General features: G+C 71.9%; 24 protein-coding genes. 12 read left to right on the top strand and 12 right to left on the bottom strand.

Annotation, left to right across the window (positions count from 1 at the left end):
- The first annotated feature begins 3 nt into the window (after nucleotides 1-3).
- Together J2Z30_RS28405 and J2Z30_RS28410 are read left to right on the top strand one after the other, a co-directional pair.
- Nucleotides 4-1,776: a glycoside hydrolase family 35 protein gene (locus J2Z30_RS28405; RefSeq protein WP_044577614.1), complete on the top strand. Its 1,773-nt coding sequence runs from the start codon at nucleotides 4-6 to the stop codon at nucleotides 1,774-1,776.
- 26 nt (nucleotides 1,777-1,802) lie between these two features.
- The gene (locus J2Z30_RS28410) at nucleotides 1,803-2,897 is read left to right on the top strand and encodes a LacI family DNA-binding transcriptional regulator (protein ID WP_044577612.1); all 1,095 of its coding nucleotides are present in this window, start codon (nucleotides 1,803-1,805) and stop codon (nucleotides 2,895-2,897) included.
- Here the strand turns inward: J2Z30_RS28410 and J2Z30_RS28415 are convergent.
- Nucleotides 2,888-3,547: a response regulator transcription factor gene (locus J2Z30_RS28415; protein ID WP_044577611.1), complete on the bottom strand. Its 660-nt coding sequence runs from the start codon at nucleotides 3,545-3,547 to the stop codon at nucleotides 2,888-2,890. The two genes, J2Z30_RS28410 and J2Z30_RS28415, sit on opposite strands and share 10 nt — an antisense overlap.
- Entirely contained in the window at nucleotides 3,547-4,728 is a 1,182-nt protein-coding gene (locus tag J2Z30_RS28420; protein ID WP_044577608.1) for a sensor histidine kinase, read from the bottom strand. The genes J2Z30_RS28415 and J2Z30_RS28420 overlap by 1 nt, the downstream gene beginning before the upstream one ends.
- 209 nt (nucleotides 4,729-4,937) lie before the next feature.
- On the opposite strand from J2Z30_RS28420, the gene J2Z30_RS28425 reads away from it, so the two are divergent.
- On the top strand, nucleotides 4,938-5,534 hold the full coding sequence (locus J2Z30_RS28425) for a DUF308 domain-containing protein (RefSeq protein ID WP_044577606.1): 597 nt from the start codon (nucleotides 4,938-4,940) through the stop codon (nucleotides 5,532-5,534).
- Nucleotides 5,535-5,679: 145 nt separating this feature from the next.
- Here J2Z30_RS28425 and J2Z30_RS28430 read toward each other — a convergent pair whose 3' ends face one another.
- Nucleotides 5,680-5,838, bottom strand: coding sequence for a hypothetical protein (locus J2Z30_RS28430; RefSeq protein ID WP_209468876.1), 159 nt, complete (start codon nucleotides 5,836-5,838; stop codon nucleotides 5,680-5,682).
- A gap of 153 nt (nucleotides 5,839-5,991) precedes the next feature.
- Here J2Z30_RS28430 and J2Z30_RS28435 point away from each other — a divergent pair, with 153 nt between their 5' ends.
- The 3 genes from J2Z30_RS28435 to J2Z30_RS28445 are packed head-to-tail and all read left to right on the top strand — an operon-like array spanning nucleotide 5,992 to nucleotide 7,756.
- Nucleotides 5,992-6,840 (top strand): helix-turn-helix domain-containing protein, encoded by an 849-nt coding sequence (locus J2Z30_RS28435; RefSeq protein WP_044577603.1) that lies wholly within the window; start codon nucleotides 5,992-5,994, stop codon nucleotides 6,838-6,840.
- The gene (locus J2Z30_RS28440) at nucleotides 6,819-7,028 is read left to right on the top strand and encodes a DUF397 domain-containing protein (RefSeq protein ID WP_044577600.1); all 210 of its coding nucleotides are present in this window, start codon (nucleotides 6,819-6,821) and stop codon (nucleotides 7,026-7,028) included. Before J2Z30_RS28435 ends, J2Z30_RS28440 begins: the two co-directional genes overlap by 22 nt.
- Nucleotides 7,025-7,756: a type 1 glutamine amidotransferase gene (locus J2Z30_RS28445; RefSeq protein WP_044577599.1), complete on the top strand. Its 732-nt coding sequence runs from the start codon at nucleotides 7,025-7,027 to the stop codon at nucleotides 7,754-7,756. The genes J2Z30_RS28440 and J2Z30_RS28445 overlap by 4 nt, the downstream gene beginning before the upstream one ends.
- Here the strand turns inward: J2Z30_RS28445 and J2Z30_RS28450 are convergent.
- Entirely contained in the window at nucleotides 7,710-8,474 is a 765-nt protein-coding gene (locus J2Z30_RS28450) for a sulfite exporter TauE/SafE family protein (protein WP_044577598.1), read from the bottom strand. The genes J2Z30_RS28445 and J2Z30_RS28450 overlap by 47 nt on opposite strands.
- A 53-nt stretch (nucleotides 8,475-8,527) precedes the next feature.
- Here J2Z30_RS28450 and J2Z30_RS28455 point away from each other — a divergent pair, with 53 nt between their 5' ends.
- From J2Z30_RS28455 to J2Z30_RS28470, 4 genes are all read left to right on the top strand, one after another.
- Nucleotides 8,528-8,803: a ribbon-helix-helix domain-containing protein gene (locus tag J2Z30_RS28455; protein ID WP_044582127.1), complete on the top strand. Its 276-nt coding sequence runs from the start codon at nucleotides 8,528-8,530 to the stop codon at nucleotides 8,801-8,803.
- The gene (locus J2Z30_RS28460; RefSeq protein ID WP_044577596.1) at nucleotides 8,800-9,219 is read left to right on the top strand and encodes a PIN domain-containing protein; all 420 of its coding nucleotides are present in this window, start codon (nucleotides 8,800-8,802) and stop codon (nucleotides 9,217-9,219) included. Before J2Z30_RS28455 ends, J2Z30_RS28460 begins: the two co-directional genes overlap by 4 nt.
- A 75-nt stretch (nucleotides 9,220-9,294) precedes the next feature.
- Nucleotides 9,295-10,164 (top strand): AraC family transcriptional regulator, encoded by an 870-nt coding sequence (locus tag J2Z30_RS28465; RefSeq protein ID WP_052701647.1) that lies wholly within the window; start codon nucleotides 9,295-9,297, stop codon nucleotides 10,162-10,164.
- A gap of 5 nt (nucleotides 10,165-10,169) precedes the next feature.
- Entirely contained in the window at nucleotides 10,170-10,628 is a 459-nt protein-coding gene (locus J2Z30_RS28470) for a VOC family protein (protein WP_044577593.1), read from the top strand.
- A gap of 13 nt (nucleotides 10,629-10,641) precedes the next feature.
- On the opposite strand, the gene J2Z30_RS28475 is transcribed toward J2Z30_RS28470, so the two are convergent.
- From J2Z30_RS28475 to J2Z30_RS28495, 5 genes are all read right to left on the bottom strand, one after another.
- Entirely contained in the window at nucleotides 10,642-11,919 is a 1,278-nt protein-coding gene (locus tag J2Z30_RS28475) for a type III PLP-dependent enzyme (protein WP_044577590.1), read from the bottom strand.
- Nucleotides 11,916-13,718: an IucA/IucC family protein gene (locus tag J2Z30_RS28480; RefSeq protein ID WP_044577584.1), complete on the bottom strand. Its 1,803-nt coding sequence runs from the start codon at nucleotides 13,716-13,718 to the stop codon at nucleotides 11,916-11,918. The genes J2Z30_RS28475 and J2Z30_RS28480 overlap by 4 nt, the downstream gene beginning before the upstream one ends.
- Before the next feature lie 102 nt (nucleotides 13,719-13,820).
- Nucleotides 13,821-15,680 (bottom strand): IucA/IucC family protein, encoded by a 1,860-nt coding sequence (locus J2Z30_RS28485; RefSeq protein WP_044577582.1) that lies wholly within the window; start codon nucleotides 15,678-15,680, stop codon nucleotides 13,821-13,823.
- Nucleotides 15,665-17,074 carry an ATP-grasp domain-containing protein gene (locus J2Z30_RS28490; protein WP_044577580.1) on the bottom strand — a complete coding sequence of 470 codons (1,410 nt, stop codon included), beginning with the start codon at nucleotides 17,072-17,074 and terminating at the stop codon, nucleotides 15,665-15,667. The genes J2Z30_RS28485 and J2Z30_RS28490 overlap by 16 nt, the downstream gene beginning before the upstream one ends.
- Nucleotides 17,075-17,181: 107 nt before the next feature.
- On the bottom strand, nucleotides 17,182-18,816 hold the full coding sequence (locus tag J2Z30_RS28495; RefSeq protein ID WP_078956976.1) for a carboxyl transferase domain-containing protein: 1,635 nt from the start codon (nucleotides 18,814-18,816) through the stop codon (nucleotides 17,182-17,184).
- Between the two features lie 197 nt (nucleotides 18,817-19,013).
- Here J2Z30_RS28495 and J2Z30_RS28500 point away from each other — a divergent pair, with 197 nt between their 5' ends.
- Entirely contained in the window at nucleotides 19,014-20,075 is a 1,062-nt protein-coding gene (locus J2Z30_RS28500; RefSeq protein ID WP_044577577.1) for a lytic polysaccharide monooxygenase, read from the top strand.
- Nucleotides 20,076-20,612: 537 nt separating this feature from the next.
- On the opposite strand, the gene J2Z30_RS28505 is transcribed toward J2Z30_RS28500, so the two are convergent.
- Nucleotides 20,613-21,164 (bottom strand): MarR family winged helix-turn-helix transcriptional regulator, encoded by a 552-nt coding sequence (locus J2Z30_RS28505; protein ID WP_078956975.1) that lies wholly within the window; start codon nucleotides 21,162-21,164, stop codon nucleotides 20,613-20,615.
- Nucleotides 21,165-21,286: 122 nt separating this feature from the next.
- Here J2Z30_RS28505 and J2Z30_RS28510 point away from each other — a divergent pair, with 122 nt between their 5' ends.
- Nucleotides 21,287-21,703, top strand: a complete 417-nt coding sequence (locus J2Z30_RS28510) for an organic hydroperoxide resistance protein (RefSeq protein ID WP_078559105.1) — start codon at nucleotides 21,287-21,289, stop codon at nucleotides 21,701-21,703.
- Nucleotides 21,704-21,799: 96 nt separating this feature from the next.
- On the opposite strand, the gene J2Z30_RS28515 is transcribed toward J2Z30_RS28510, so the two are convergent.
- Both J2Z30_RS28515 and J2Z30_RS28520 read right to left on the bottom strand, forming a co-directional pair.
- Nucleotides 21,800-22,693, bottom strand: coding sequence for an esterase/lipase family protein (locus J2Z30_RS28515; protein ID WP_044582123.1), 894 nt, complete (start codon nucleotides 22,691-22,693; stop codon nucleotides 21,800-21,802).
- A 250-nt stretch (nucleotides 22,694-22,943) separates the two neighbouring features.
- On the bottom strand, nucleotides 22,944-24,023 hold the full coding sequence (locus J2Z30_RS28520) for a DNA polymerase Y family protein (RefSeq protein ID WP_044582122.1): 1,080 nt from the start codon (nucleotides 24,021-24,023) through the stop codon (nucleotides 22,944-22,946).
- Nucleotides 24,024-24,033: the final 10 nt, after the last annotated feature.

A 24,033-nucleotide genomic window follows, 5' to 3' on the forward strand; every position in this document is an offset into this window, starting at 1 on the left:
CCCATGCCCGCCGTCCCGCCCGCCCTGACGCTCTCCGACGTCGGCTTTCTGCTGCACGGTGAGCCCTTCCGGATCCTCTCCGGCGCCCTCCACTACTTCCGCACCCACCCCGACCAGTGGGCGGACCGGCTGCGCAAGGCGCGGCTGCTGGGGCTCAACACCGTGGAGACCTATGTCCCGTGGAACCTCCACCAGCCCGCCCCCGGCACCCTGGACCTCGACGGCCTGCTCGACCTGCCCCGCTTCCTCGAGCTGGCCCACGCCGAGGGGCTGCGCGTACTGCTGCGCCCCGGTCCTTACATCTGCGCAGAGTGGGAGGGCGGCGGGCTGCCCTCCTGGCTGACCGCCCAGCCGGGCCTGCGCCCGCGCAGCCGCGACCCCCGCTTCACCGCCGCCGTGGACGCGTACCTCGATCTGCTGCTGCCGCCCCTGGCTCCCCATATGGCCGCGCGCGGCGGCCCGGTGATCGCCGTACAGGTGGAGAACGAGTACGGGGCGTACGGCGACGACACCGCCTATCTCGCGGGTCTGGCCGACGCGTTGCGCACCCGTGGCGTCGAGGAGCTGCTGTTCACCTGTGACCAGGCGGACAAGTCGAAGCTGGCGGCCGGGAGCCTGCCCGGAGTGCTCGCCACCGGCACCTTCGGCGGCCGGATCGGCGACTCGCTGGAGGTGTTGCGCACCCATCAGGAGAACGGGCCGCTGATGTGCGCGGAGTTCTGGATCGGCTGGTTCGACCACTGGGGCGAGCCACACCACATACGGGCGGCGGACGACGCGGCGGCGGACCTGGACACACTCCTGTCCGCGGGCGCGTCGGTGAACATCTACATGTTCCACGGCGGCACCAACTTCGGCTTCACGGCCGGCGCCAACCACGACCACGCCTACACCCCCGCCGTCACCTCCTACGACTACGACGCGGTGCTCACCGAATGCGGCGACCCGGGCCCCAAGTACGCCGCGTTCCGCGATGTCATCGCCCGCCACGCCGCCGTTCCCGACGAGCCCGTCCCGGAGCCCTCGCCCAAGCTGCCGCCGACGGACGTACGGCTCACAGACTCGGCCAACGCCCTTGTCTGCGCCGAATTCCTGGCCCCCGGCGAGCAGTTCACCGACCCGCCCACCATGGAGCGGCTGGGCCAGGCGTACGGCTTCGTCCTCTACGGCACGGAGCTGCCCGCGCTCGGCGACCGCGTCCTGCACTTCACGGGCGGGGTGGGCGACCGGGCGCAGGTCTTCGTCAACGGCGCCCCGGCGGGCGTCCTGGAGCGCGAGCGCCACGAGGACACGCTGCATGTGCGGAGCCCGGAGTACGGAGCCCGGCTGGACGTCCTGGTCGAGAACATGGGCCGGGCGAACTACGGCCCGCGCATCGGCGACCCCAAGGGCATCACCGGCCCGGTCACCCTCGACGGCGACCCCCTGGAGAACTGGACCTGCCACCCGCTCCCCCTGGACCACCTCCCCGAACTGCCCTTCCGTGCCACGGACACCCCCGTCGCCGGTCCGTCCTTCCACCGTGGCACCTTTACGGTGGGCACCCCCGCCGACGCGTTCCTCGCCCTGCCGGGCTGGACCAAGGGCGTGGCCTGGATCAACGGCTTCAACCTCGGCCGCTACTGGTCGCGCGGCCCGCAGCGCCGCCTCTATGTGCCCGCGCCGGTGCTGCGGCCGGGGGCGAACGAGCTGGTCCTGCTGGAGCTCCAAGCGGCGACGACGCGGACGGTACGGCTGACGGACGAGCCGGACCTGGGCTGGACGGACGAGGGCTGAGGCGTACGAGGGGAGACACAACGGACATGGGCGAGCCGGAGCCGGAGGCAGAAGCGGGCGGACCCCAGCGCGTCCGGCGGCGCCGGGCCACGGCGGGCGGCGGTGCGGTGATGGCCGACGTCGCCCGCCGCGCCGGGGTCTCCGGGCAGACCGTCTCCCGCGTCCTCAACGACCACCCCCGGGTCCGCCCCGAGACCCGCGAACGCGTCCGCGCCGCCATGCGCGAACTGGGCTACCGCCCGACCGCCAGCGCCCGCACCCTGGCCAGCGGCCGGAGCCGCACCCTCGGCGTGATCTCCTTCGACGCGGCCCGCTTCGGCCCGGCCGCCACCCTGGCGGGCATCAACGAGGCGGCGCAGGAGGCCGGTTACCTGGTCAGCACGATCGCGCTCACCGCCGCCGACCAGGCGGCGGTGCGGGGCGCGGTCGACCGGCTGCTCGGCCAGGGCGCGGACGGCATCATCGCGATCGCCCCGCAGCGCTCGGTGGGCGAGGCCCTGGTCGAGGCCGACCACGGCAGGCCCATGGTCACCCTGGACAAGAGCTTCGGCGCCCGCTTCCCCGTCGTCGCGGGCGACTCCACGTCCGGCGCCCGCCAGGCCACGGAACACCTGCTGCGCCTCGGCCACCGCACCGTCCGCCATATCGCGGGCCCGGTCGGCTGGATCGCCGCCGAGGCGCGGGTGGACGGCTGGCGGGCCGCCCTGAAGGACGCGGGCGCGGAGGCGTACGAGCCCCTGTTCGGCGACTGGAGCGCGGACTCGGGCCACGACCTGGGCCGCCGCCTCGCCCACGACCCGGACGCCACGGCGGTGTTCGTCTCCAACGACCAGATGGCGGTGGGTGTCCTGCGCGCCCTCCACGAGGCGGGCCGCCGGGTCCCCGAGGACGTCAGCGTGATCGGCTACGACGACATCCCCGAGGCCGCGCATCTGCTCCCGCCGCTCACCACGGTCCGTACGGACTTCACGGAAATCGGCCGCCGCTGTCTGAGCCTGATGCTGGACCAGCTGGAGCGCACCCCCGAACCGGGGGTGCGCGTGACCATCCCCACCGAGCTGGTCCTGCGCAAGAGCTGTGGCCACCTGTTGCGGGGCTCCGCCCGGCAGGCTCAGGGGTAGAGGCCGGCCCGGAAGGTGAACGAGACGAGTTGCGCCCGATCACGTGCGCCGACCTTCGTCATGGCCCGCACCGCATGCGTCTTCACGGTGAACGGCGACACGGACATCTGGGCCGCGATCTCGTCGTTGCCGAGACCGCTCGCGATGAGAACGACCACGTCCCGTTCCCTGGGTGTCAGAGCGCCGAAGCGTCGCAGCAGTTCCTGGTCGATCACCGGGGGCGGACTGTCGGTCATATGGCCGATGAGCGCGGCCGTCGCGGCGGCCGACAGCGCACCGCCACCGCCAACGACCTCATTGATTCCGGCGACGAGTTCGGCAGGGCTCACGGTCTTGCTCAGAAAACCGTTGGCGCCCGCGCGAAGGGCGGCCAGAACGATGTCGTCCTGGTCAAAAGTGGTCAGCACGATCACCCGCAGCTTTTCGGGTGGGTGCTCTTTGCGGATCCGGCGAGTGGCCTCGACACCGTCGATGCCGGGCATCCGGATGTCCATCAGGACCAGGTCGACGGGGTGGTCGCGGAGGAACGGGACGACCTGGAGTCCATCGGAGAGATCACCCGCGACAACGAGACTCGGATCGGGCAGAAGCATCGTTCGGATGCCCGCCCTCATGTCGTCCTGGTCGTCGACGATCAGAATCTGCGTCATCAGACGACGGCTCCCAGGGGGCTGAACTCCGCATGGACCCGGAATCGCCCGTCGTCACTGTCGATCGTCAGCCGCCCGCTGGAGGACTCGACGCGTTCGCGCATCCCCACGAGTCCGAGTCCGCTGCCCGCGTCGGAGCCGCGGAGTGAATGACCGACGCGGTTCTCCACGGTGACGCAGATCCTGCCGTCGCGCTCGCGCACATCCACCGTCGCCGCCCCCTCTCCATGCCGGTAGGCATTCGTGAGCGCTTCTTGAACGACCCGGTAGACCGTCACACCGACACTGGGCTCCACGAAACCGGCGGGGATGTCGATGGAGGGCTGGACGTCGAGGCCGATGCTCTCGAACGAGGCGATCAGCCCTTCCAGGCCACTGAGCGACGGGGTCGGCCGGAGCGCCTCGTCGCCGGAGGTGTCGTCTCCCAGACGGAGGAGCGCGAGGATCCGTTGCGTTTCGACGACGACCGTGCGGGCGCTGGACCTGGCCGAGACGAGGGCCTGCCGGGAGGCCTCGGCGCCTTCGGGCAGCCCGATCTCCGCCGCGCCGAGATGCAGGCTCAGCATCGCGACTTGGTGGCCGATGACGTCGTGGAGGTCCCGGGCGATACGGAGCCGTTCTTCGGTCACTCGCCGGATGGCTTCGATCTCGCGGGTGGCGATGGCGCTCTCGGCCCGTTCCTCCAGAATCCACCAGTGGTCTCGATGGATGCGGAGCGCGGCCCCTGTCGCACCTCCCGCTATCGCCGAGAAGAGGGCGGCGGCTCCCACGATCGCGCCGCCGCGGAATCCTCCCAGCGTCATGAACGCCCCCAGGAAGAACGCCGCCACGATGCCGGTTCCGGCCAGCGGCTGCTTTCCCCTGAGGGTGACCGAGAACAGCACGAGCACCGCCATCATCCACACCGACAGGGGGTCGTGACCCACCGCTGTGACGGCGAAGGATGCCGCGCTCGTCACGACCAGCCCTGCCCATGGCTTCCACCATGAGAGGGCGACACCGCCACCGGCGAGGAATACGGAGAGGGCCGTCGGCCAGTCCGACCCTCTCAGTATCGCTGCCACGATCTGGCCGGTGAACACCAGCGCGGCCACTGAATAGGCGACTCGGTGCAGCACCTCGGGGCGACGGACCCACAGGGGCGCCGCGGGCCCGTCCTGATTGTTCTGCGCCTTGACCATGGCCTGATTCTCGTTCCCGTATGCCGCGGCCGTGTACTTCGAACGAAGTAGACGGCGAACCTGCTTCGGCCGATGGAGACGGCAGAACTCATTCGATCGAAATGGATGGCAGAACTACTTCGATCGAAGTACGTGGCCCGTCCCGAGGCCACTGAGACTCGTCATCGAGGCGACCGCCTCACACCATCTCGATCACAACGGGACGCCCGATGACTCAGACCACGGTAACTCCGGCCACGACCACGACGACGCCCTCCGGGCTCCGATCGCTCTACCTGATCCGGATCGTCTTCTCCCTGATCTGGGTGGCGCTCGTCTTCACGACCTCCGCCTCGCTCGTGTCGACCGACACGCCCACAGTGATCGCGGCCGTGCTGCTCATCATCTACCCCCTGTGGGACGTCGTCGCCACGCTCCTAGAGCGTCGTATGGCCGGTACCGGCTCCACGGACCGCGTCAGCACCATCAACATGGCTCTCGGCCTCGCCACCACCACCGGAATGATCATCGCCGTCTTCTCCACCATCGGGACGGCCCTTCTCGTGTTCGGCACCTGGGCCCTCCTTTCCGGAGCGGTCCAGCTCGTCGTAGCGGTCCGGCGCCGACGCACCGTCGGCGCCCAGTGGCCCATGGTCATCAGCGGCGGACAGTCCGTACTCGCCGGTGCCACCATCGCCGCCACGTCCGCCTCGGCGACGAGCAGCCTGTCCACCGTCGCCGGATACTCAGCCTTCGGCGCCTTCTGGTTCCTTGTCTCCGTCGTCGCCCTGAGCATCCGCGGCCGACGCGTGGGGCTGGAGGCATGACGCCGCGCCCAGACGGAGCAATCGATGACGATCAACGGCCCGCCCTTGCGTCGTCGATCGCGGCCAGCACGTCCGATGCGCCCAGGCTGGTACTGGCCTCGGCTTCGGTCCGGGCCGCGACCTCGGCGAGCGTGGGCCTGGAGGCTCACAGGTCCGCGGTGCCGCGGTGGCGCGGACAGCGGCAGGGTGGGAACTGGCTGGACCGCAGGGGTTCGAGCTTGTCCTTGACCACGACGACCACCCTGCCGAGCTCCTGCGTGACGACCGCGCCGTCCGGCGAGACCCGGTAGACGCGCATCGTCATCCGTGGAGCGGTGGATTCGGTGTGTGAGAACACGTTGACCTGTCTTTCCGGTCGGCCAATTACGTTGAGTGCACATACCGTTGCGTTCCGGCGCGTAGGCTGGAAAGAGGCGACACGTCCCAGCCAAGATCGCGGGACAAGAGGGGATGCACAATGCCGTTCCAGCCACGCGAACTGTTTCCCGACCGCTCCGCACGCGACCTCTTCGGCGCGGAGATCCGCCGCCACCGGGAGAAGGCGGACATGTCGTTACGGCGGCTGTCCGAGGTGCTGAACTACAGCAAATCGCATCTGGCCCGGATCGAGGCGGCGGAGTCCCTGCCGTACGACGACCTTCCGGCCAAGTTGGATGCGTGCTTCGGGACGGACGGGATGTTCGCGCGGGTGTATGCGCTGGCGAAGAATGAGCCGTTCCCGGGCAAGTACCGGCGGGCCGTTGAGGTCGAGAGCCAGGCGATCGTGATTGAGGAGTACGCGTGCGCCACCATCCCCGGGCTGCTCCAGACCGCTGAACTCGCGAGGGAGTCGCTACGGATCGGACACCGCCATGCTCCGGACGCGGAAATCGAGGCGCTGGTCAAGGCCCGTCTAGATCGGCAAACACGGCTGGACCAGCCTCATCCGCCGGAGTGTTGGTTCATCGTGGACGAAGCGGCGTTGCGTCGCCCGCCGGGAGGGCCCGAGGTGATGCGGCGTCAGATGGAGTCCTTGCTTGAGCGCGGGACGCATCCTTACGTAACCCTTCAGGTGCTGCCGTTCAGCGCGGGCCACCATGTGGAAGCGGGCAACTCGCTCGTGCTCTACACGGTGCCCGATGCGCCGATGCTGGCCTACAGGGAAGGCAGTCGTTTCGGGACGATCATCGAAGATAAGGACGTAGTTGCGAAGCTCCGGAAGAACTACGATCTGCTACGGGCCATGGCCCTCTCGCCCCGGGGCTCCGAGGCGATGATCCGAGCCGTGATGAAGGAGTGGGCCTCATGCGGATCACCCCGGACCTGAGCACCGCCGCCTGGCGCAAGAGCAGCTACAGCAACAACGACGGTGGCATTTGCGTCGAGGTCGCCGACAACTTCCCCGGCATCGTCCCCGTACGCGACTCCAAGGACCCCGACGGGCCCGCCCTCATATTCCCGAACGGCTCGTGGAGCGAGTTCATAGCGAGCCTGAAGAAGAACGCAGACACGTGAGCCGCCTCCTCATCGTCCGCAACGCGGACCGCAGTGGGGCGGGGCGGTTGCGGCCGTGGTGGGAGGAGATGGGGCTGACGGTCGTCGAAACCGATGGCGCGTCGGCCCCCGCGTCCCCGGAAGGTTTCGACGCGGTGGTCCTGCTCGGTGGTGGCTTCCTGCCGGATGCCGACGCCTACGCGCCCTGGCTACCGGCCGAACGGGAACTCACCCGGCGCGCCATCGCCGAGGGTGTCCCGTTGCTGGGGATCTGCCTCGGGGCCCAGGTGCTCGCCGTCGCGGCGGGTGGGACAGTGCTCGGCGATCACGGTCGGCCGGAGCGGGGCTCGTGTGCCGTCCGGTTGCGGCCCGAGGCCGACACCGACGCGCTGTTCGCCGGGGTACCGCGTGAGTTCCGGGCCATTCAGAACCATCGTGACCAGATCACCGCGCTTCCCCCCGCCGCCGTCTGGCTCGCATCGAGCGACGCCTGTCCGGTGCAGGCGTTCCGGATGGGCGAGCGGGCGTGGGGCGTGCAGTTTCATCCGGAGGTGGGGGCGGACCGCCTCGACAGCTGGGACGAAGCCGCCCTGGCCGACGCGGGCCTGGATCTGCGCGCGCTCCGAGCCGAGGCCGAGCGGGTCGAGCCGGAATCCGTGCGTACGGCGCGGCGGCTGGCGGCGAACTTCGCCGATGTAGTCCTCAGCGCAGCAGCAGCTGAAGTCCGCCCAGCACCGTCGCCGCGATGACCAGTCGCTCGAAGAGCCGCTGGTTGATCCGGTCCACGCACGCCTTACCGATGTACGCACCGGGCAGCACGAAGAGCGCCAGCAGCGCGTCCAGGAGCAGGGAGCGGCCGTCGATCAGGCCGAGGCTGACGCTGAAGGGCACCTTGGCGACGTTGACGATCAGGAAGAACCAGGCCGAGGTGCCCAGGAAGCCCAGCTTCCGGAAACCGGCGGAGAGCAGGTAGAGCGACATCACGGGGCCGCCCGCGTTGGCCACCATCGTGGTGAAGCCGCCGAGCACCCCGTACGAACCGGCCTTGAGCCGTGCGCCCGCCCCGTCGGCGGCCGGGGCCTCCGGGGCCGCCGCGCGGGCGGCCGCACGGCGCCGCCATAGCGTGACCCCCGCCATCAGCAGCAGGATCGCCCCGATGGACGTCCGCACCTCCGCGTCCCCGGCCCACAGCATGAACACCGTCCCCACCACGACCCCGACCGCGACGGCTGGGAACAGCCGGAGCAGCGTCCCCCAGTGCGCGTGCCGCCGGTAGGTGCCCACGGCGAGCACATCGCCGACGATCAGCAGGGGCAGCAGCACACCGGTCGACTCCCGGGCCGGAAGCACGGCGGCGAAGATCGCGAGGCTGACGGTGTTGGCGCCGCTGACGGCGGTCTTCGAGAAGCCGACGAGTATGGAGGCGGCGGCGAGGGCGAGGAATTCCCAGAGGGCAAGGCTGTACATGCCAAGGAATTCTGCCTGGTACGGCAAACGCGGTGGGGAGTATGGTGACTGGTATGGCAACGAAAAAGGTGACAGTCACCATCCCAGAGGAGCTCCTAGACGAAATCCGGGCGGACGCGGCGGAGCGCGGGCTGTCCGCGTATGTCGCCGACGCGCTACGAGTCAAGCGCGACCGCGACCGGCTCGTGGAGCTGGTGGACTGGCTACAGGAAGAGTACGGACCGGTCTCCGAGGAGGAGAGCGCTGCCGCCTTGGCCGAACTGGATGAGATCGACGCCGAACATGACCGTCGTAGGGCGCAGCACGGCGGCGTCGGGGAAGCCGCGTGACGAAGCGGGTCCAGCAGCCCAAGCGGCTGCGCGTGTTCGTGCTCGACTCCGAAGCTCTCTCACAAGCGGTGCGCGGTGAGCGCCGCCTGATCGCTCTGCTGGATCTGGCGGCCAAGGGGGAGGTCGAGGTGGTCACCTCCCCCATGACCGTGATCGAAGCGCACGACGGCAGAATCACCGAGCGCCGGTGGGACTGGGTACTTTCTCGTCTGCAAGTAGCTGACCTGGGCAGAGATCAGGCCCGGGCCGCCCGTCGGTTGCTGGCCGACGCCGGGCTCCACGGCCACAAGTACGCCATCGACGCTGTGCTGGCCGTCGTGGCTAAGGAACAAAGGGGTCAGGTCACCGTTTTCACGTCGGACGTGGATGACTTGGAGCGGCTCCTCCCGCCAACGGTGCTCGTCCGCAAGGTCTAGCGGACGTCTGGCTCATCGAGTGCGACGCCGCCCGCGGGCGGGCCCGCTGTCAGAGGGGCGCGTGATACTGGGCCCATGAGCAGCCAGGAGTTCGTGCGGGCCGGGCTCGGGCGCGGGCTCGGGGGAATGGTGGTGTCCGCCGTCGGCTATCGCTCTCAGGGGATACCGCCCGCGCTGCACCGGGGGCTGCCGTCCCCCTACCTGACGCTGATCTTCTCCCTCGACGGCCCCGTCATCGGCGGCGTCACACCCGAGCAGGCGCAGGGGCCCGACGCCGCGCGGACCGAGATCGTCGTGGGCGGTCTGCACCAACGACCGGCGTATATCGTCCAGCCCGGGAGCGAGGCCGGGGTGCAGCTCGCGGTGCATCCGCTGGCGGCGCGCACCCTGCTGGGGCTTCCGGCCGGTGCGCTCACCTCCGATGACCTGGTCACCTCCGGGACGGCCGTGCTGGGCAAGCGGGCCGCCGACATTCACGAGCGGCTGTGTGAGCAGCGCTCGTGGGAGGACCGGTTCGCCATGCTCGGCGCATATCTACGGGAGCGCGCGGCCGAGGGCGAGGACGGGACGCCGGTGCGGAGCGAGGTCGCCGAGGCGTGGGCCTGGCTGGCCCGGCATCGGGGGGCCGGGACGCTGACGGGCCTCGCCGACCATGTGTCGCTCAGCCCGCGCCGCCTGACCAGCGTGTTCCAGGCAGAGACGGGGCTGAGCCCCAAGCAGGCGGCCCGGCTGATGCGCTTCCAGCACGCCAGGAACACGGTGGTCCGGGCCGTCGCGGCGGGCCGGGCGCCGGACCTGGCCCGGGTCGCCGCCGACTGCGGCTACTTCGACCACTCCCACCTGGTCCGCGACTTCCGTCAGTACACCGGGGTGAGCCCGACCGCCTGGCTGGCCGAAGAGTGCCGGAATATCCAAGCCGGGGGCCATCTCTACGGCGAAGAGTAGATCCCATGAACACCGCACCGAACCAACCGCAGAACCAGCAGCAGAACCAGCAGCAGACGCAATCCCGTGAACCCGCCATCTGGCCCACGCTCCAGGCCCATGACGCCCTCGCCCTGATCGACTTCCTGGTCGGCACGGTCGGCTTTCTGCGCACCGCCGTCTACCAGGACGGGGACCGCGTCGCCCACGCCCAGCTCGACTGGCCCGAGGGCGGCGGCATCATGCTCGGCTCGTACGACCCGGAGACCAAGACCTGGTGCCTGGAGCCGGGCACCTTCGGGGCGTACGTCGTCACCGACCACGTCGACGCGCTGCACGAGCGCCTCACGGCGGCCGGTGTGCGGGTGCTCCGGCCCATCGCGGACCAGCCGTACGGCAGCCGTGAGTTCGCCATCGCCGACCCGGAGGGCAACAAGTGGTCCTTCGGCACCTATCGGGGCGAGCCCCGGCCCGCCACCGGCTGAGCGCTTTCCGTCCTCATTCCTCCAGGTAGTGGAAGCCCGGCCGGGGGTGCATCAGGAAGTCGTGGTGCGAGATGTTCCACGCGTACGCGCCCGCCATCGCGAAGGCCACGCGGTCGCCCACCCGTAGCTCCGCGACCGGAATTCGGCCGGCCAGGACGTCCTTCGGGGTGCACAGCTGGCCGACCAGCGTGACCGGCTCGTCCCGTACGGCCGGGCGCGTCCAGGGCCGCGCCCAGACGGTATCTGTGGGGAGCACCTGGAAGGGCTGGTCGTGCTGTTTGGTGGCGGGGGTACGGATGTGGTGGGTGCCGCCGCGCACCACCGCGAACGCCTCGCCGCCGCTGTGCTTGATGTCCAGCACCTCGGTGACGTACCAGCCGCAGTAGACGGTCAGCGCCCGGCCTGGCTCGATCCGCAGGGTGGGACCGGGATGGCGCAGGGCGAGGTCCGCCATGCCCCGGCCGTAGGCGGCCCAGTCGAAGCGGCGGTCGGGATGGGCGTAGTCCACGCCCATCCCGCCGCCGACGTTCACCTCGCTGATCCCCAGACCGTGGCGTTCGGACAGCTTCCGCGCCCAGTCGGCGATCGCGGCGGCCACGGCCACCTGGGCGGGGGCGTCGAGGCCGCTGGCGAGGTGGGCATGGATGCCGCGCAGCCGGAGGGGGCCGCCCTCGCCGCCCGGGGAGAACTGGGAGAGGCAGCGCTCCACGGCCTCCGGGTCGAGCCCGAAGGGGCTGGGGCGGCCGCCCATGGCGAGCGCCGCGCCGTCCAGCGCCGCACCGCCCAGCGCCGCACCGCCCAGCGCCGCACCGCCCAGCGCCGCGCCGAGCGGCCCTTCGCCGTCCGCCCGCTCATCGGCCAGCGGGAGGTTGACGCGCAGGAGGACGTCCACGGTGTGGATCCCCGCGTCCTCCGCCCCCCCGGCCAGCAGCCGCAGCTCCTGCTCGCTCTCCACATGGAACCGTTCCACGCCCAGTGTCAGCGCCCGCCGCAGCTCCCCCTCGGTCTTGCCCGGCCCGCCGAAGGCCAGCGGCGCCCCGGGCACGGCCGCGCGGACATGCTCCACCTCACCGCCGGAGGCGACCTCGTAGCCGGTGACGTGGGGCGCGAGGGCCTGGAGGACGGCGGGCGCGGGGTTGGCCTTCGCGGCGTAGTACAGCTCCAGGCCCGACGGCAGCGCGTCCCGTACGGCCCGCGCGTGCGCGCGGAGCGCGGCCAGGTCGTAGACGTAGGCGGGAAGGTCGTCGCCGGTGAGCTCCGTGGCGAGGGTACGGACGGCGGGGGTGATCAACGGCTGCTCCCGGGGTGCATGACGTGGGCCGCCTCGGACAGCAGGGCGGACGCGAGCGGACTGGCGATACGGACATAGCCCGCGTGGCGGTCGGCCCGACGGCCCCAGCGGGTGAGGAGGTTGGCCTTCGCGGGCAGCGGCACGCCCGCCACCAGGGCGCGCAGCGCGGGCGGGTGGTCGTGGGCCGCCGAGCGCTCGCACAGCACCCGGCGGACCGCCGACCACAGCGCGGGCTCCAGACCCGGACTGCGGTCGGCGAGGGCGGCCACCATTTCGGCGATGTGGTTGACCAGCAGGCAGTACACCACCCGGTCCCAGCCGCGCTCCCGCTCGTACGTCAGTGGGCGGGCGACGGCCTCGGGAAGCGCGGCGAGCGCGGCGGTGTGGTGCTCGGGCACCAGCTTGGTGCCCTCCAGATCGCGGAACAGCACCTGGCGCGGGGTGCCGTCGGCCGGATCGACGCCGATGACGACGTTCTGGAGATGCGGTTCGAGGACCACGCCATGGTCGAAGTAGGCGGCCAGTACGGGCGGTACGAGCAGCTCCAGATACGCCTGCCACCAGGCCGAGAGCCGGTCGGGGTCGGCGTCGGGGAGGAGCCGGGAGATCTGGGCGCCGCTGGTCGGGTACTCATCGGCGACGGCCGCCGCCAGCAGCGCGGTCAGGCCGGGCCGCAGCCGGGCGGCCAGCCCTTCGCGGACGATCACCCCGAAGCCCTCGATGAGCTGACGGTCGCCGCCGTCGCCACCGTTTTCGCGGTCGCCGAGGTCCAGCGTCCGGTACGCGGGTTCGCGCAGCAGCTCACAGCCGGGGAAACGGGCGGCGAGATCGGCGGCGACCGGCTCCAGCAGCCGGGTCAGGGCGACGGCGCCGGACAGCTCGTAGTCGGCGTTCTTGCGCAGGCAGTTGGTGATCCGCACGTTCAGGCTGAACTTGAGGAAGTCCCGGCCGTCGTAGAGCGTGCGCACCGAAGCGGTCGGCGCGAACTCCGCACCGCCCGGCCCGAGGTCCAGCACCTCGCCCCGGGCGATGGCCGCCCGCAGCAGCCGGTGCTCGCGCAGCATCGCGTACTGCCAGGGGTGCGCGGGCAGCAGCCGGTAACCCTCGGGGACGGCGCCCTGCCGGTCCAGCGCGGCGAGCGCCCCGGGCCGCGCGGACTCCTCGCGCACGTACTCCTGGCGTACGGCGAGGTGGTGCAGCGGGAAGCGCGCCCCGGCCTCGGGGGCGAACCGCGACCAGGAGTCGGCGCTGCCGGTGCGGGCCTTGGGGGTGGGGTGGAAGCGGTGGCCGAAGAGGAGGGACTGCTCGGAGGCGAGGTAGAGATCCTGGGAGCTGTCGCGGTAGAGATCCCGGGCGCTGTCGCATTCGGCGCTCCGGCCCTCTGCGGCGCTCCGGGCCTCCAGGGCCTCCAGGGCCTCCAATGCCTCCAAGGCGGCCGTCATCCCCGCGTGGCTGGAGGCGACTTGGCCCAGGAACTCGTCGTTGTGCACCCCCGTGCGCAGCTGAAGCTCCCGGTGGATCCGCTCGGCCAGCCCGCGCCAGGACACCTCGGCCCATGTGCCGTCGCGCTCCTCGCTGACCGGCCCGGTGAAGCGATGCGCCCCGATGAGGGAGGTGCGCCGCAGCCCGACGCGCAGCAGCACCCCGCAACGCGGCAGCCTCAGCCGCAGCCATCCATCGGCCACGACGGTCTGGTGCTCCGGTCCCGACACCTCACGGAGCAGACAGTTGAGGAGGGTGTGGGCGGTGGCGTGGTCGGCGGAGGCCACGGTCGCGGCGGGCGAGGAGGTCATGGGCATGGGGCGGCTCCAACGGGTGCGGAGGAGAGGGGTGCGGAGGGAAGGGGGGGTTCGGGGGTTCGGGGGTTCGGTTCGAGGGCGGGGGCCGATCGGACGCCGCGGTCATCTGCCGCTTCCCCGCAGCAGATAGTTGGGCCCGGTGACGTAGTGCTTGTTGATGTCCGCGGCGCCCGAGCGCTCCTTGGTGAACAAGGTGCCGGCGGTGACCATCGCCTTGACCGGCAGCCGGTCCGCGCCCAGCACCCGTCTGCGCAGCAGCGCGGCGGCCGCGCCGGGCCGGGTGACGGCGAGCCGGTCGACGGCGTCGGTGAGCCGGTCGCGCAGCCGCCGCAGCAGGGTGTCGAGCGGGGCCCGGCCGAGCCGGGCGAGCTCGAAGAGGGGGGCGGCGGCGCAGAGGTGGACGGTGATGGTGGTGAACACGTCCGCCACCGACCCGTCGCCGGACGTCAGGATCCTGCGGTCGTCGAATCCGCACAGATCGGCGGCCGGTCCTCCGCCGATCACGGCGGCGAGGCGTACCGCGTGGACGCGGGGGCCGTCGTGGTCCTTGATGAGCAGCCGGAGCCGGGGCACCGCACCGCCGCTCTCGCTGCCGTCCTCAAAAACCAGCGACGTGTTCTGCTGATGGGACTCCAGCGCGATGCCGTACGCGAAAAGGGTGGTGTGGAAGTCGAACAGCAGCGTGAGGTAGTCGTCCAACAGGGCGAGGACGTCCCCGCCGTAGTGGCGTTCGGCGAGCCCGTCGATGACGAGCCCGCCGTCCGGGGCGGGGGCGAGCAGCCCGGCCAGCGGCACGATGGTGGCGTTCTCCAGGCCGGGTGGGTAGCGGCGGACGAGCGTGGCGAGCAGTTCGTGTCCGGCGTGGAGGTGGGTGGTCTCGTCGGCGAGCAGCACGGTGGCGCCGAACCTCGGCTCGCGCTCGATCACGGCCTCCACGAGCCGCTGCGCCACTTCGCCGTCGATCAGCGTGCCGGGTTTGACGGACCGCCGGTTGCGCAGGCCCAGGGTGGAGGTGGTGAGGGGCAGCTTGAGGTGGACGAGGGGGTCGTCGGCGAGGTCGTCGGCGACGGCCACGGTCCGCATGGAGAGGGTGGGCCGTACGTCCAGCAGAGGGCGCTCGGCGAGCCGGGCGGCGTCTTGGAGCCCGGCCGCGCGGAGGGCGTTCTCCAGCGGGGGCCCGAGGGTGAGCGGATGCACGGGGAGGGCAAGGTGACCCTCGCTCGGCCCTGACCCGAGGTCCCCGGGCACGGGCCACCAGCCGGGCAGCCGCGCCGGATCCCCGCACACCGCCTCGCGGGGCAGGACGAGCCAGCGCAGCGGAAAGGTGGGATGGAACTCGGGTGCGTGGGCGCGTAATTGCTCCTCGCTGAAGACGGACCGCCCCCGGCTGGTGGGATAGACCGGATGGTCGCGGAAGGCGGCCAGCGTGTCATACGCGAGGGTTCCGGCCATCCCGCGCCACCACTTCCCGTACCGCGCGCCCAACTCGGAGACGACGCGTGGCCGAACGCGGCTGTGCAGCCGCATGGCGTGGAGCGCCTGCCGACATTCGTCCACGAAGACGTCGTAGAGCTCCCGGTCCTCATCGGGCACGGCCCCCCGCAGCCGCCCGAGGACGGCATCGAGCCCGGTGAGCACGGTGAGCACGGTGGCGGCCGGTTCCCGCCCGCCGTGTGCGGGGACGCGGAGCAGCCGGGCTGGGCGGCGGGTGCGGATGTCGCATTGGAAGCCTTCGGGCTCCACCGGCAGCAGCACGCTCTCGCCCCCCTCGAACCCCTCGAACCCCTCGAAACCCTCGACCCCCTCGACCCCCTCGACCCCATCGAGCGCGATGCGCAGCCAGTCGCCGTCGGCACGCCGCACCGGGACGGCGTGGCTGCGCAGCTTGTAGGCGTCCTCCCGGAGGAGCGTGTCGAGCACCCGTCCGAGAAGCTCCTCTTCCTCTGTCACACGATCTCCCATCGGTGGGCCGCGAGGAACCGCGCCACCGCCGCGTCGATCCGCCCCTGGTCGGTGCCGGTGGCCCGGAGCACGCCGAGGAAGTCGCGGTTGGTGCGGTGGAGCGGGTGCTCCTCGCCGATCCCGCGCAGCGGCCGGTAGTCCAGCCGTACGCCGTCGCGCTCGGTCACACTGGCCGGAGGGGCGGAGGCGAGCCGCCCGGCGCGGTCGGCCGTGACGTACTCCATGCGAACCCTGCCGTCACTGCGCGCGCCGAGGTCGTCCGGCAGCGGCTCGCCCATGTGCGTACGGAGGATGTACTCGAAAAGGGGGATGCCGAGGAGTTCGGCGAGGACGAGGTCGCACTGGTCGCCTATGGCACGGTAGTTGACCTCGATGAGGCGCGCCCGGTCCCCCTGGACGACGTACTCGGTGTGGCACACGCCGAAGCCGACGCCCAGCGCGCGCAGCTGCGCCAGCACCTGATCGGTGTGCGGTTGCGGCGGCGGGGCGGGCAGCAGGTGCAGCCGTTCCTCGATGAAGTGAGGGGGCGGCGAGAGCTCGGTGCGGAAGGCGCCGAGGACGTGGAGGGTGCGGCCGTCGCCGAGGGTTTCGAGGGTGCGCAGCTCGCCGTCGAGGAACTCCTCGACGACCAGCGCCGCGCCCGGCCGCCGCGCCCGTATCTCGGCGCAGCGCCGGACGAGCTCGTCCGCGTCGGCGACGAGGACGACGTCCTCGCTGGCCACGCCCTCGCGCGGTTTGACCACACAGGGGTAGGGCGCGTCGAGCCCGGCGAGGGTGGCGGGGTCCTGTCCGGTGGCGAGTTCGGCGGACCAGACGGGGTCGGCGACGTCCGAGCCCGCGGCGGCGAGGGCGCGGCGCAGCTCGGCCTTGTTCTTGGTGCGCAGCGCGGCGCGCCAGTCCTTGCCCGGGAGGCCGAAGTACTGGGCGGCGAGGGCGGCCTGGGCCTGGAGGTGGTCGCTGTTGGTGAAGACGGCGCGGGGGCGGGTGCCGTCGGCGGCGATGCGGCTGATGACCTCGGCGAAGTCCCGTACGTCACAGGGGACGATGTCGAGGGCGGGGAAGCCGAGGGCGGGGAAGTCGAGGGCGGGGAAGTCGAGGGCAGGAAAGCCGAGGGGGGCGGGGAAGGGGTGCGCGGACCCCGCTTTCCCTTCCCGCCGACCGTAGGCGCGCTCATGGGCCTCGGGCTGGTCGGTGAGGAGGGTGACCGCCAGGCCGAGCCGGGCCGCCGCGGGGAGGAAGCCCTCGGTGACGGAGTCGGTGGGGTTGAGGGCGAGGAGGTGGAGCCGAGGCGGCCGCGGGGCGGGGGCGGCCGGGGCGGCCGGGGCCGCCGGGGAGCCACGGAGGGCAGGGGAGGAGAACGGCCGTGACGCCGCATCGAGATCATTCTCGTTCACGGCCCGAGATTAGGTTAGGCATGCCTAAGACCGCTAATTCGACGTTCCGGTCCGCCCGTTTGGCCCTGATTAGCCATCAAGATCGTCAACGCTCGGCGTCAATGGCGTCAACGGGGTAGCCCGATACGGCGATGGCGGACCCGGCGCGCGGCGAGCCGCTCGTCCGGGTCCTGGGCGCGGAGGGCGGCGAGTTCGGCGCCGAGGAGCTGCCCGAGGCGGCCGAGGAAGACATCGGGCGCCCCGGAGCCCTCCGCGTCCTCCCCATCCTCCCCCTCCCCATCCTCCTCGACGATGCGATCGACGATGCCCTGGGCGAGGAGGTCGGCGGAGCGCACGCCCTGGCGGGCGGCGACCTCGTACGCCCGCTCCGTGGTGCGGTGGAGGATCGCGGACGCGCCCTCGGGCGGCAGCGGCGACAGCCAGGCGTGGCGCGCCGCCACGACCCGGTCGGCGGGCAGCAGCGCGAGCGCGGCGCCACCGGCGCCCTGGCCGAGCAGCAGACAGAGGGTGGGCGCGGGCAGGGTCACCATGTCGGCGAGGCACCGCGCTATCTCCGCCGCGAGCCCGCCCTCCTCCGCCTCGCGGCTGAGCGCGGCGCCCGCGGTGTCGATGACGGTGAGCAGCGGCAGCCCGAGCTCGGCGGCGATCCGCATCCCGCGCCGCGCGGTCCGCAACCCGGCCGGCCCCAGCGCCTGCCCCTCCCCCGGCCCCTCGGCGGTCTCGCCCTTACGGGCACTGCGCCGGTTGTGCCCGAGAACGACGCAGGGCGTCCCCCCGACCCGGGCGAGCGCGAGCAACAACCCGGGATCGTGCTCCCCGGCCCCCGTACCACTGAGCGGACTCACATCGTCGGCGGCCACCCGCAACAAATCCCGCACCCCGGGCCGCTCCACCCGCCGCGAAGCCCGTATCGACGCTTCCGCGGACGGCACGACTGCCCCCGCGTCCCCAGGTACCCGACGCGGCGTGGCAGGTGCCCCCGCCGCCGAGGCGGGCACGGACACCGCATCGCCCGCGCAAAGCACCCTCAGCACTCGGGCCGCCACGCCCGACAGGCGGCTCAGCGGGAGGACCGCGTCGATCAGGCCGTGGTTCATCAGGTTCTCGGCGTTCTGGACGCCGGGCGGGAACTCCTCGCCGTACAGCGCCTCGTGCACCCGTGGGCCCATGAAGCCGATGAGGGCGCCCGGCTCGGCGGCGGTGACATGGCCCAGGGAGCCCCAGGAGGCGAGGACGCCGCCGGTGGTGGGGTGGCGGAGGTGGACGAGGTACGGCAGGCCCGCGGCCTTGTGGTCCGTGATCGCCGCGGCCACCTTCACCATCTGCAGGAACGCGACCGTACCCTCCTGCATCCGGGTGCCACCCGACGCCGGCGCCGCCAGCAGCGGCAGCCGCTCCGCCGTGGCCCACTCCACGGCCCGCACCAGCCGCTCCCCCGCGGCGACCCCTATCGAACCGGCCAGGAAGCGGAACTCGCAGGCGACCAGCGCCACCCTGCGCCCCTCGATACGGCCCTCACCGGTGATGACCGACTCGTCCAGCCCGGTGCGCTCCCGTGCCCGCTCCAGGTCGGCCCGGTACTCGGGGTCGTCCGTCGTGATCTCCACCGGTTCGTCCCAGCCGTGCCAGCTGCCGGGGTCGACGATGGCCTCGATCAGCTCACGGGCCGACGGGCGGGAGACGCGGGGGGCGCGGGAGGCGCGGGAGGCACCCGTGGCGCGGGGCGAGTTCGTACCGGTCATATGTGTCACCCTTCCACGCCACCGCCCCCTCGCAACCATCGGCGATCACCTCAGGTGGATCACCTCGGGTACCCCCGCGACCCGCCCAGTCTCAGCTGCGCCTGAGCTGCTCCTTAACGGCGCCATAAGACCGGCGGGGAGGCCCGTGGGCGGGGCTAGCGTGCTGCGCGTCACCCCCCACCGAAGGAGTCCCGACGATGACCGCTCGTGCGACCGTTCGCCGCAGAACCGCCCGCATCGCCGTGCTCGGCATGGTGCCGCTCGCCCTCACCGCGCTGAGCGCGGACCCGGCCTCCGCGCACGGTTCGATGACGAACCCGGTCAGCCGGGTGTCGGCGTGTTTCGCGGAGGGGCCGGAGAGCCCGGACTCGGCGGCCTGCAAGGCGGCCGTTCAGGCGGGCGGCACCCAGGCGCTCTACGACTGGAACGAGGTCAACATCCCGGACGCCGCCGGGCGCCACAAGGAGATCATCCCGGACGGAAAGCTGTGCAGCGCGGGCCGCGACAAGTACAAGGGCCTGGACCTGCCGCGCGCCGACTGGCCCGCCACCGCCATGACGGCCGGTGAGCACACCTTCACCTACCGGGCCACCGCGCCCCACCGGGGCAGCTTCGAGCTGTACATCACCAAGGACGGCTACGACCCGACGAAGCCCCTGACCTGGGCCGACCTGGAGGCGAAGCCGTTCGCCAAGGTCACCGACCCCACGCTGCGGGACGGGAGTTACGTCTTCTCGGGGAAGGTGCCCGGCAAGTCGGGCCGCCATCTGATCTACAGCGTCTGGCAGCGCTCGGACAGCCCGGAGGCGTTCTACACCTGCTCGGACGTGACCTTCGGCGGAGGGGCCGCCGCGGCCAAGGGAGCCGGGACGGAGGCGGATTCCGCACCCACCGCCGCCGCGCCCGACGACGCCCAGATAGCGAAGGGCGCCGAGAAGTCCACGGTCGATCACCACGGCCACGGTGGTGACAGCGGCGCCGAGGCCAACCATCAGCCGAAGGCGGCGGGGGCGGCGGACGAGAAGGGCACGGAGGGGAACCACCCCGAGGCCAAGAGCGCCGAGGTCATGGCCGCGAGCACCGGGCCGGAGGGCTCGCAGGACGGAAGCGCCGCCGACGGGCAGCACCTCGCCGAGACCGGGGGCGACGGGTCCACCGGCCCCATGGCCATCGGCGGCGCCGCGGTCCTCGCCACCGGCGCGGCCGTACTGTTCGCCGTCGCCAACCGCCGCAAGACCGTACGACGGGGCCGCGGCTGAGCCCCTGGGCCCCCGGCACACGACAGGGGCTTCGCCCCTGAACCGGGGCCCGGGGCCCGGGGCCCGGGACCCGGGACCCAACCCCAGCCGAAACCCTCGCCCCCGGGGCCCGGGGCCCGGGACCCAGCCCCAGCCGAAGCCCCGAACCCCGGGGTCTGGGGCGGAGCCCCAGTTGAGGGAAGGGGCGGGTAGGGGAAAGCAGCCCGCCGCAGGCGTACGCGTACCGCCGGACACCCCGCCGTCGCACACCCGCGTGGAGACGCCGAGCAGAAGGCCGTGGACCGGTTCACCGGAAGAGGCCCAGGTCGTCGGCGGCCCAGCGGCGGAACGAGCGGCCGGGACGGCCGGTCAGCCGCTCGGTGGAGCGGCCGCCTGAGCTCACTCGGGCTGATCGATCTGGCCGCCCTGCTGGGCCGCTTCCACCGCCGCTTCCACCGCCGCTTCCACCGCGATCACCCCGAGGTGTCCTTGCGCCTGGCGACGGCGGCGTCCTGCCGGGGGGGATCGCCGGAACTCATCGCGGCACTACACCCCTGATCACGCCTCCTCGGCCAGCGCCGCGTCCAGGGCCGCCGTCAGCCGCCGGACCCGCGCCTGCAGATCCACCGCCTCCTCCAGGCCGAGGCCGCTGGCCTCGATCGCCGCCAGGGGTACGCCCTGGGCGCGCTCCTTCAGCGCCGCCCCCTCCGCCGTGAGCCGGACCGTCACCGAACGCTCGTCGTGCGCGCTGCGCTCGCGCTGGACGAGTCCGGCCGACTGCATCCGCTTGAGCAGCGGCGAGAGGGTGCCGGAGTCCAGCCGCAGGTACTCCCCCAGCCGCTTGACCGGCATCTCCCCGTGCTCCCAGAGCACCAGCATGGCCAGGTACTGCGGATAGGTCAGCCCCGTGTCGCGCAGCACCCGGCGGTAGAGGCCGTCGAAGGCGCGGGAGGCGGCGTGCAGGCTGAAGCAGAGCTGCCGATCGAGCCGGAGCAGCTCATCGGAGGGCCGCGGCTCGGGGGTGGTGGTGCGGTCGGTGCCGCGGTCGGCAGTGCTGTCGGCAGTGCTGTCGGCGGTGCGGTCGGCGGTGCGGTCGGACTGGTGTGACATGCCTCCAGCGTACCCTTTAGTTGTACGCAACTTAATTGTGTGCTCTACTTCTACTCAGTGAGGCGGGGCACCCCGAGCCCCCACCTCCCTCCGACTGCCGGAACACGAAAGGGATGGTCTTCATGGACGCGCTCTACACCGCGGTGGCCACGGCCAACGGACGCGACGGCCGGGCCGTGAGCTCCGACGGACAGCTCGACCTGCCGCTCGCCATGCCGCCCGCCCTCGGCGGCAACGGCAAGGGCACCAACCCCGAGCAGCTGTTCGCCGCGGGCTACGCCGCCTGCTTCGCCTCCGCGCTCGGCCTCGTCGGCCGCCAGGCCAAGGTCGACACCAAGGACATCTCCGTCACCGCCGAGGTCGGCATCGGCAAGGACGCGGCGGACGACGGCTTCGGGCTCAAGGTGACGCTGCGCGTCGAGCTGCCGGGCGAGCTGGAGAACGAGACCGGTCGCAAGCTGGTCGAGCAGGCGCACCAGGTGTGCCCGTACTCCAAGGCGACGCGGGGCAACATCGAGGTCGAGCTCATCGCCGAGTAATCGGAGCCCGACCAGCCCGACGGGCGACGCGCCCTGCCCGTACGGACCGCGGCAGGGCGCGCCATGACGTGCGCTTCATCCACTTGGCGTCAAGCGTCAGTCGTCCGACGCACACGTCGTCGGCGTGGCGTGTTCCGGATCGAGGGCGTTGACGGCCTCATGGAAGGCCAGGCCGTCGGTCAGCCCGATGGTCACATGCTCGGAGATATCGGTCGCGCACAGGTCCTGGATCACCACGTTCTTGACGTTCGGACCCGAGAGGAACTGCGCCCGGTAGGGCGTGGCCACCTCGTCGTACTTGGTCGAGATGACGGTGTAGCGCACTCCGGGGACGGTGTCGCCGCCCTCGTTGAGCCGCCGCAGGAAGTCCGAGCCGACCACCTGGTCCATCAGCCCCGGGGCGCCCTTGGCGATGATGTCGCCGACCCCGGGGAAGTAGTCCAGCAGCTTCGTCAGCCCGGACAGAGTGGTTCCGTGGTTGGTGGGGGCGATGCCGACCAGGGCGTTCACCTTCGGCGCGCCACCAAGGAACTTGAGGTAGTAGCGGGGCATCATCCCGCCCTGCGAATGCCCGACCATGTCGACCTTGGCGGCGCCGGTGGCGGCGAGCACCCGGTCCACATAGGCGGACAGCTGCTTGGCCGACCGGTCGATCGGCCCCAGACCGTGGAACAGCGGGACGAGGGGCAGTTGGCCGTAGTCGAGGGAGAAGACGCAGTAACCGCGCTGGACCAGGTAGGGGGCGAAGCCCAGCCAGTTGTCGACGGAGTTGCCGAAGGTGCCGTGCACCAGGACGACGGGGCGGGGGTGTTGGGCCGATGGCTTGCAGGAGTAGTTGTTCCAGCCGCCGCTCACCGCCTCCGACGCGGTGTCCGTGGCGAGCGCGGCGGTGGGGGTCGCCGCGGTCGCCGCGACCGCGAGGGCCAGGGCGGGTAGTAAGGTGCGGGTCTTGGCCTTCCGGAATCGCCGGATACGCCTCCAGGGCAGCATCATATGAACTCCTCGCTGGTGGGGGAGAGAGTCGCGCTGACGGTGCGCTTGCGCTGCGCCCTGCGATCCGGATCACAAGAGTGGTGCGCTCACTCGAAATTACGCGCGAGTAGCAAAGCCATCCAGCCATTCGTCAGTGAAGGAACGTTTACGCGATTTTCACGTGACGTCCAGGAATGCACCGGGTTACGCGAAGTGGGGAAAACCAGTGGGACTGGTGGGACCTGCGGCTTACGCGACGTCGAGGAACTTACGCGACGTCGAGGAACCCGGCGGGCCGGACCGCGGAGACGCCGAAGCGCGCGCGGGCCCGGTCGGCGGCGGCCTCCAGCCGGCGTGACTTCTCGTCCGCGGGGTCGAACGTCAGCTGATGGGAGGCGAGTCCGGCGTCCGTCAGCCCCTCGACGCGCAGCGCCACGGACCGCACCCGGGCCCGCTGCAGTCCGAGCGCGTCATGCAGCGCGTACGCGGCGGCGGTCAGCGCCGGGGTGTGGGCGGTCGGTTCGGTCAGGGTGCGGGTGCGGGTGGTCGTGGAGCGGTCGGCGTAGCGGACGGTGAGGCTGATCGCGGCCGCCACCTGCCCGCTGGTCCGCAGCCGGACACCGAGCCCGTCGGCGAGGGTGAGCAGCGCGCGGCGACGGCGGACGGGGTCCAACTCGTCGCGGCGGAAGCGGTGTTCGGCGCCCATCGCACGGGCGGGGGCGTTCGGGGTGACCGGCGCCGGGTCGATACCGCGCGCCCAGGCGTGGACGCGGCGCGCGGTCGCCGCGCCGAGGATCCGCTGGAGGGTGGACAGCGGCGCGGCGGCGATCCGCGCGGCGCTGTCCAGCCCGTACGCGCTCAGGGTGCGCGCGGTCGCGGGCCCCACCCCGGGCAGGGCGATAGGCGGCTTACCGGCCAGGAACGCGGCGACGGCGTCCGGATCGCCGGGAACGGTACGGACGGCGCCGGACTCCTGAGCCCCCTGGGCCTCATGCACCTCGCGGGCCTCGTGGGCCTCGTGGGCCTCGTGGGCGGCCATGCGCGCGAGCAGGGGGTTGGCGGCGACGCCGACGGTGCAGTCCACGCCGTACCGGGCCAGCGCCCGGACCCGTACGATCTCGGCCAGCCCCGCCGCGTCCCGCCCGAAGTACCGCAGCGCGCCCCGCACATCCGCGAGCGCGGCATCGGGCGGCAGCGCCTCGACGACGGGCGTCAGCTCGCCGAGCAGGGTGAGCAGCCCCTGGTAGACGTCCTCCCCGGGCGCGGGGTGGAACCGCACGTACAGCACATGCGGCACCTCGCCCGCCCGCTCCGGGCCCACGGCCCGGCCGCCGCCCGGCAGGGCCATGTCCATCAGA

Source organism: Streptomyces iranensis, assembly GCF_017874715.1.
In the GTDB taxonomy this organism is placed as follows: domain Bacteria; phylum Actinomycetota; class Actinomycetes; order Streptomycetales; family Streptomycetaceae; genus Streptomyces; species Streptomyces iranensis.

What these genes read in the sequence shown, in the direction of transcription:
- J2Z30_RS28405 (WP_044577614.1), top strand. Translation starts at nt 4, where the DNA reads ATGCCCGCCGTCCCGCCCGCCCTGACGCTCTCCGACGTCGGCTTTCTG.
- J2Z30_RS28435 (WP_044577603.1), top strand. Translation starts at nt 5,992, where the DNA reads ATGCCGTTCCAGCCACGCGAACTGTTTCCCGACCGCTCCGCACGCGAC.
- J2Z30_RS28430 (WP_209468876.1), bottom strand. Translation starts at nt 5,838, where the DNA reads ATGACGATGCGCGTCTACCGGGTCTCGCCGGACGGCGCGGTCGTCACG.
- J2Z30_RS28470 (WP_044577593.1), top strand. Translation starts at nt 10,170, where the DNA reads ATGAACACCGCACCGAACCAACCGCAGAACCAGCAGCAGAACCAGCAG.
- J2Z30_RS28425 (WP_044577606.1), top strand. Translation starts at nt 4,938, where the DNA reads ATGACTCAGACCACGGTAACTCCGGCCACGACCACGACGACGCCCTCC.
- J2Z30_RS28485 (WP_044577582.1), bottom strand. Translation starts at nt 15,680, where the DNA reads ATGGGAGATCGTGTGACAGAGGAAGAGGAGCTTCTCGGACGGGTGCTC.
- J2Z30_RS28420 (WP_044577608.1), bottom strand. Translation starts at nt 4,728, where the DNA reads ATGGTCAAGGCGCAGAACAATCAGGACGGGCCCGCGGCGCCCCTGTGG.
- J2Z30_RS28455 (WP_044582127.1), top strand. Translation starts at nt 8,528, where the DNA reads ATGGCAACGAAAAAGGTGACAGTCACCATCCCAGAGGAGCTCCTAGAC.
- J2Z30_RS28515 (WP_044582123.1), bottom strand. Translation starts at nt 22,693, where the DNA reads ATGCTGCCCTGGAGGCGTATCCGGCGATTCCGGAAGGCCAAGACCCGC.
- J2Z30_RS28410 (WP_044577612.1), top strand. Translation starts at nt 1,803, where the DNA reads ATGGGCGAGCCGGAGCCGGAGGCAGAAGCGGGCGGACCCCAGCGCGTC.
- J2Z30_RS28415 (WP_044577611.1), bottom strand. Translation starts at nt 3,547, where the DNA reads ATGACGCAGATTCTGATCGTCGACGACCAGGACGACATGAGGGCGGGC.
- J2Z30_RS28500 (WP_044577577.1), top strand. Translation starts at nt 19,014, where the DNA reads ATGACCGCTCGTGCGACCGTTCGCCGCAGAACCGCCCGCATCGCCGTG.
- J2Z30_RS28520 (WP_044582122.1), bottom strand. Translation starts at nt 24,023, where the DNA reads ATGGCCCTGCCGGGCGGCGGCCGGGCCGTGGGCCCGGAGCGGGCGGGC.
- J2Z30_RS28440 (WP_044577600.1), top strand. Translation starts at nt 6,819, where the DNA reads ATGCGGATCACCCCGGACCTGAGCACCGCCGCCTGGCGCAAGAGCAGC.
- J2Z30_RS28510 (WP_078559105.1), top strand. Translation starts at nt 21,287, where the DNA reads ATGGACGCGCTCTACACCGCGGTGGCCACGGCCAACGGACGCGACGGC.
- J2Z30_RS28450 (WP_044577598.1), bottom strand. Translation starts at nt 8,474, where the DNA reads ATGTACAGCCTTGCCCTCTGGGAATTCCTCGCCCTCGCCGCCGCCTCC.
- J2Z30_RS28495 (WP_078956976.1), bottom strand. Translation starts at nt 18,816, where the DNA reads ATGACCGGTACGAACTCGCCCCGCGCCACGGGTGCCTCCCGCGCCTCC.
- J2Z30_RS28480 (WP_044577584.1), bottom strand. Translation starts at nt 13,718, where the DNA reads ATGCCCATGACCTCCTCGCCCGCCGCGACCGTGGCCTCCGCCGACCAC.
- J2Z30_RS28465 (WP_052701647.1), top strand. Translation starts at nt 9,295, where the DNA reads ATGAGCAGCCAGGAGTTCGTGCGGGCCGGGCTCGGGCGCGGGCTCGGG.
- J2Z30_RS28505 (WP_078956975.1), bottom strand. Translation starts at nt 21,164, where the DNA reads ATGTCACACCAGTCCGACCGCACCGCCGACCGCACCGCCGACAGCACT.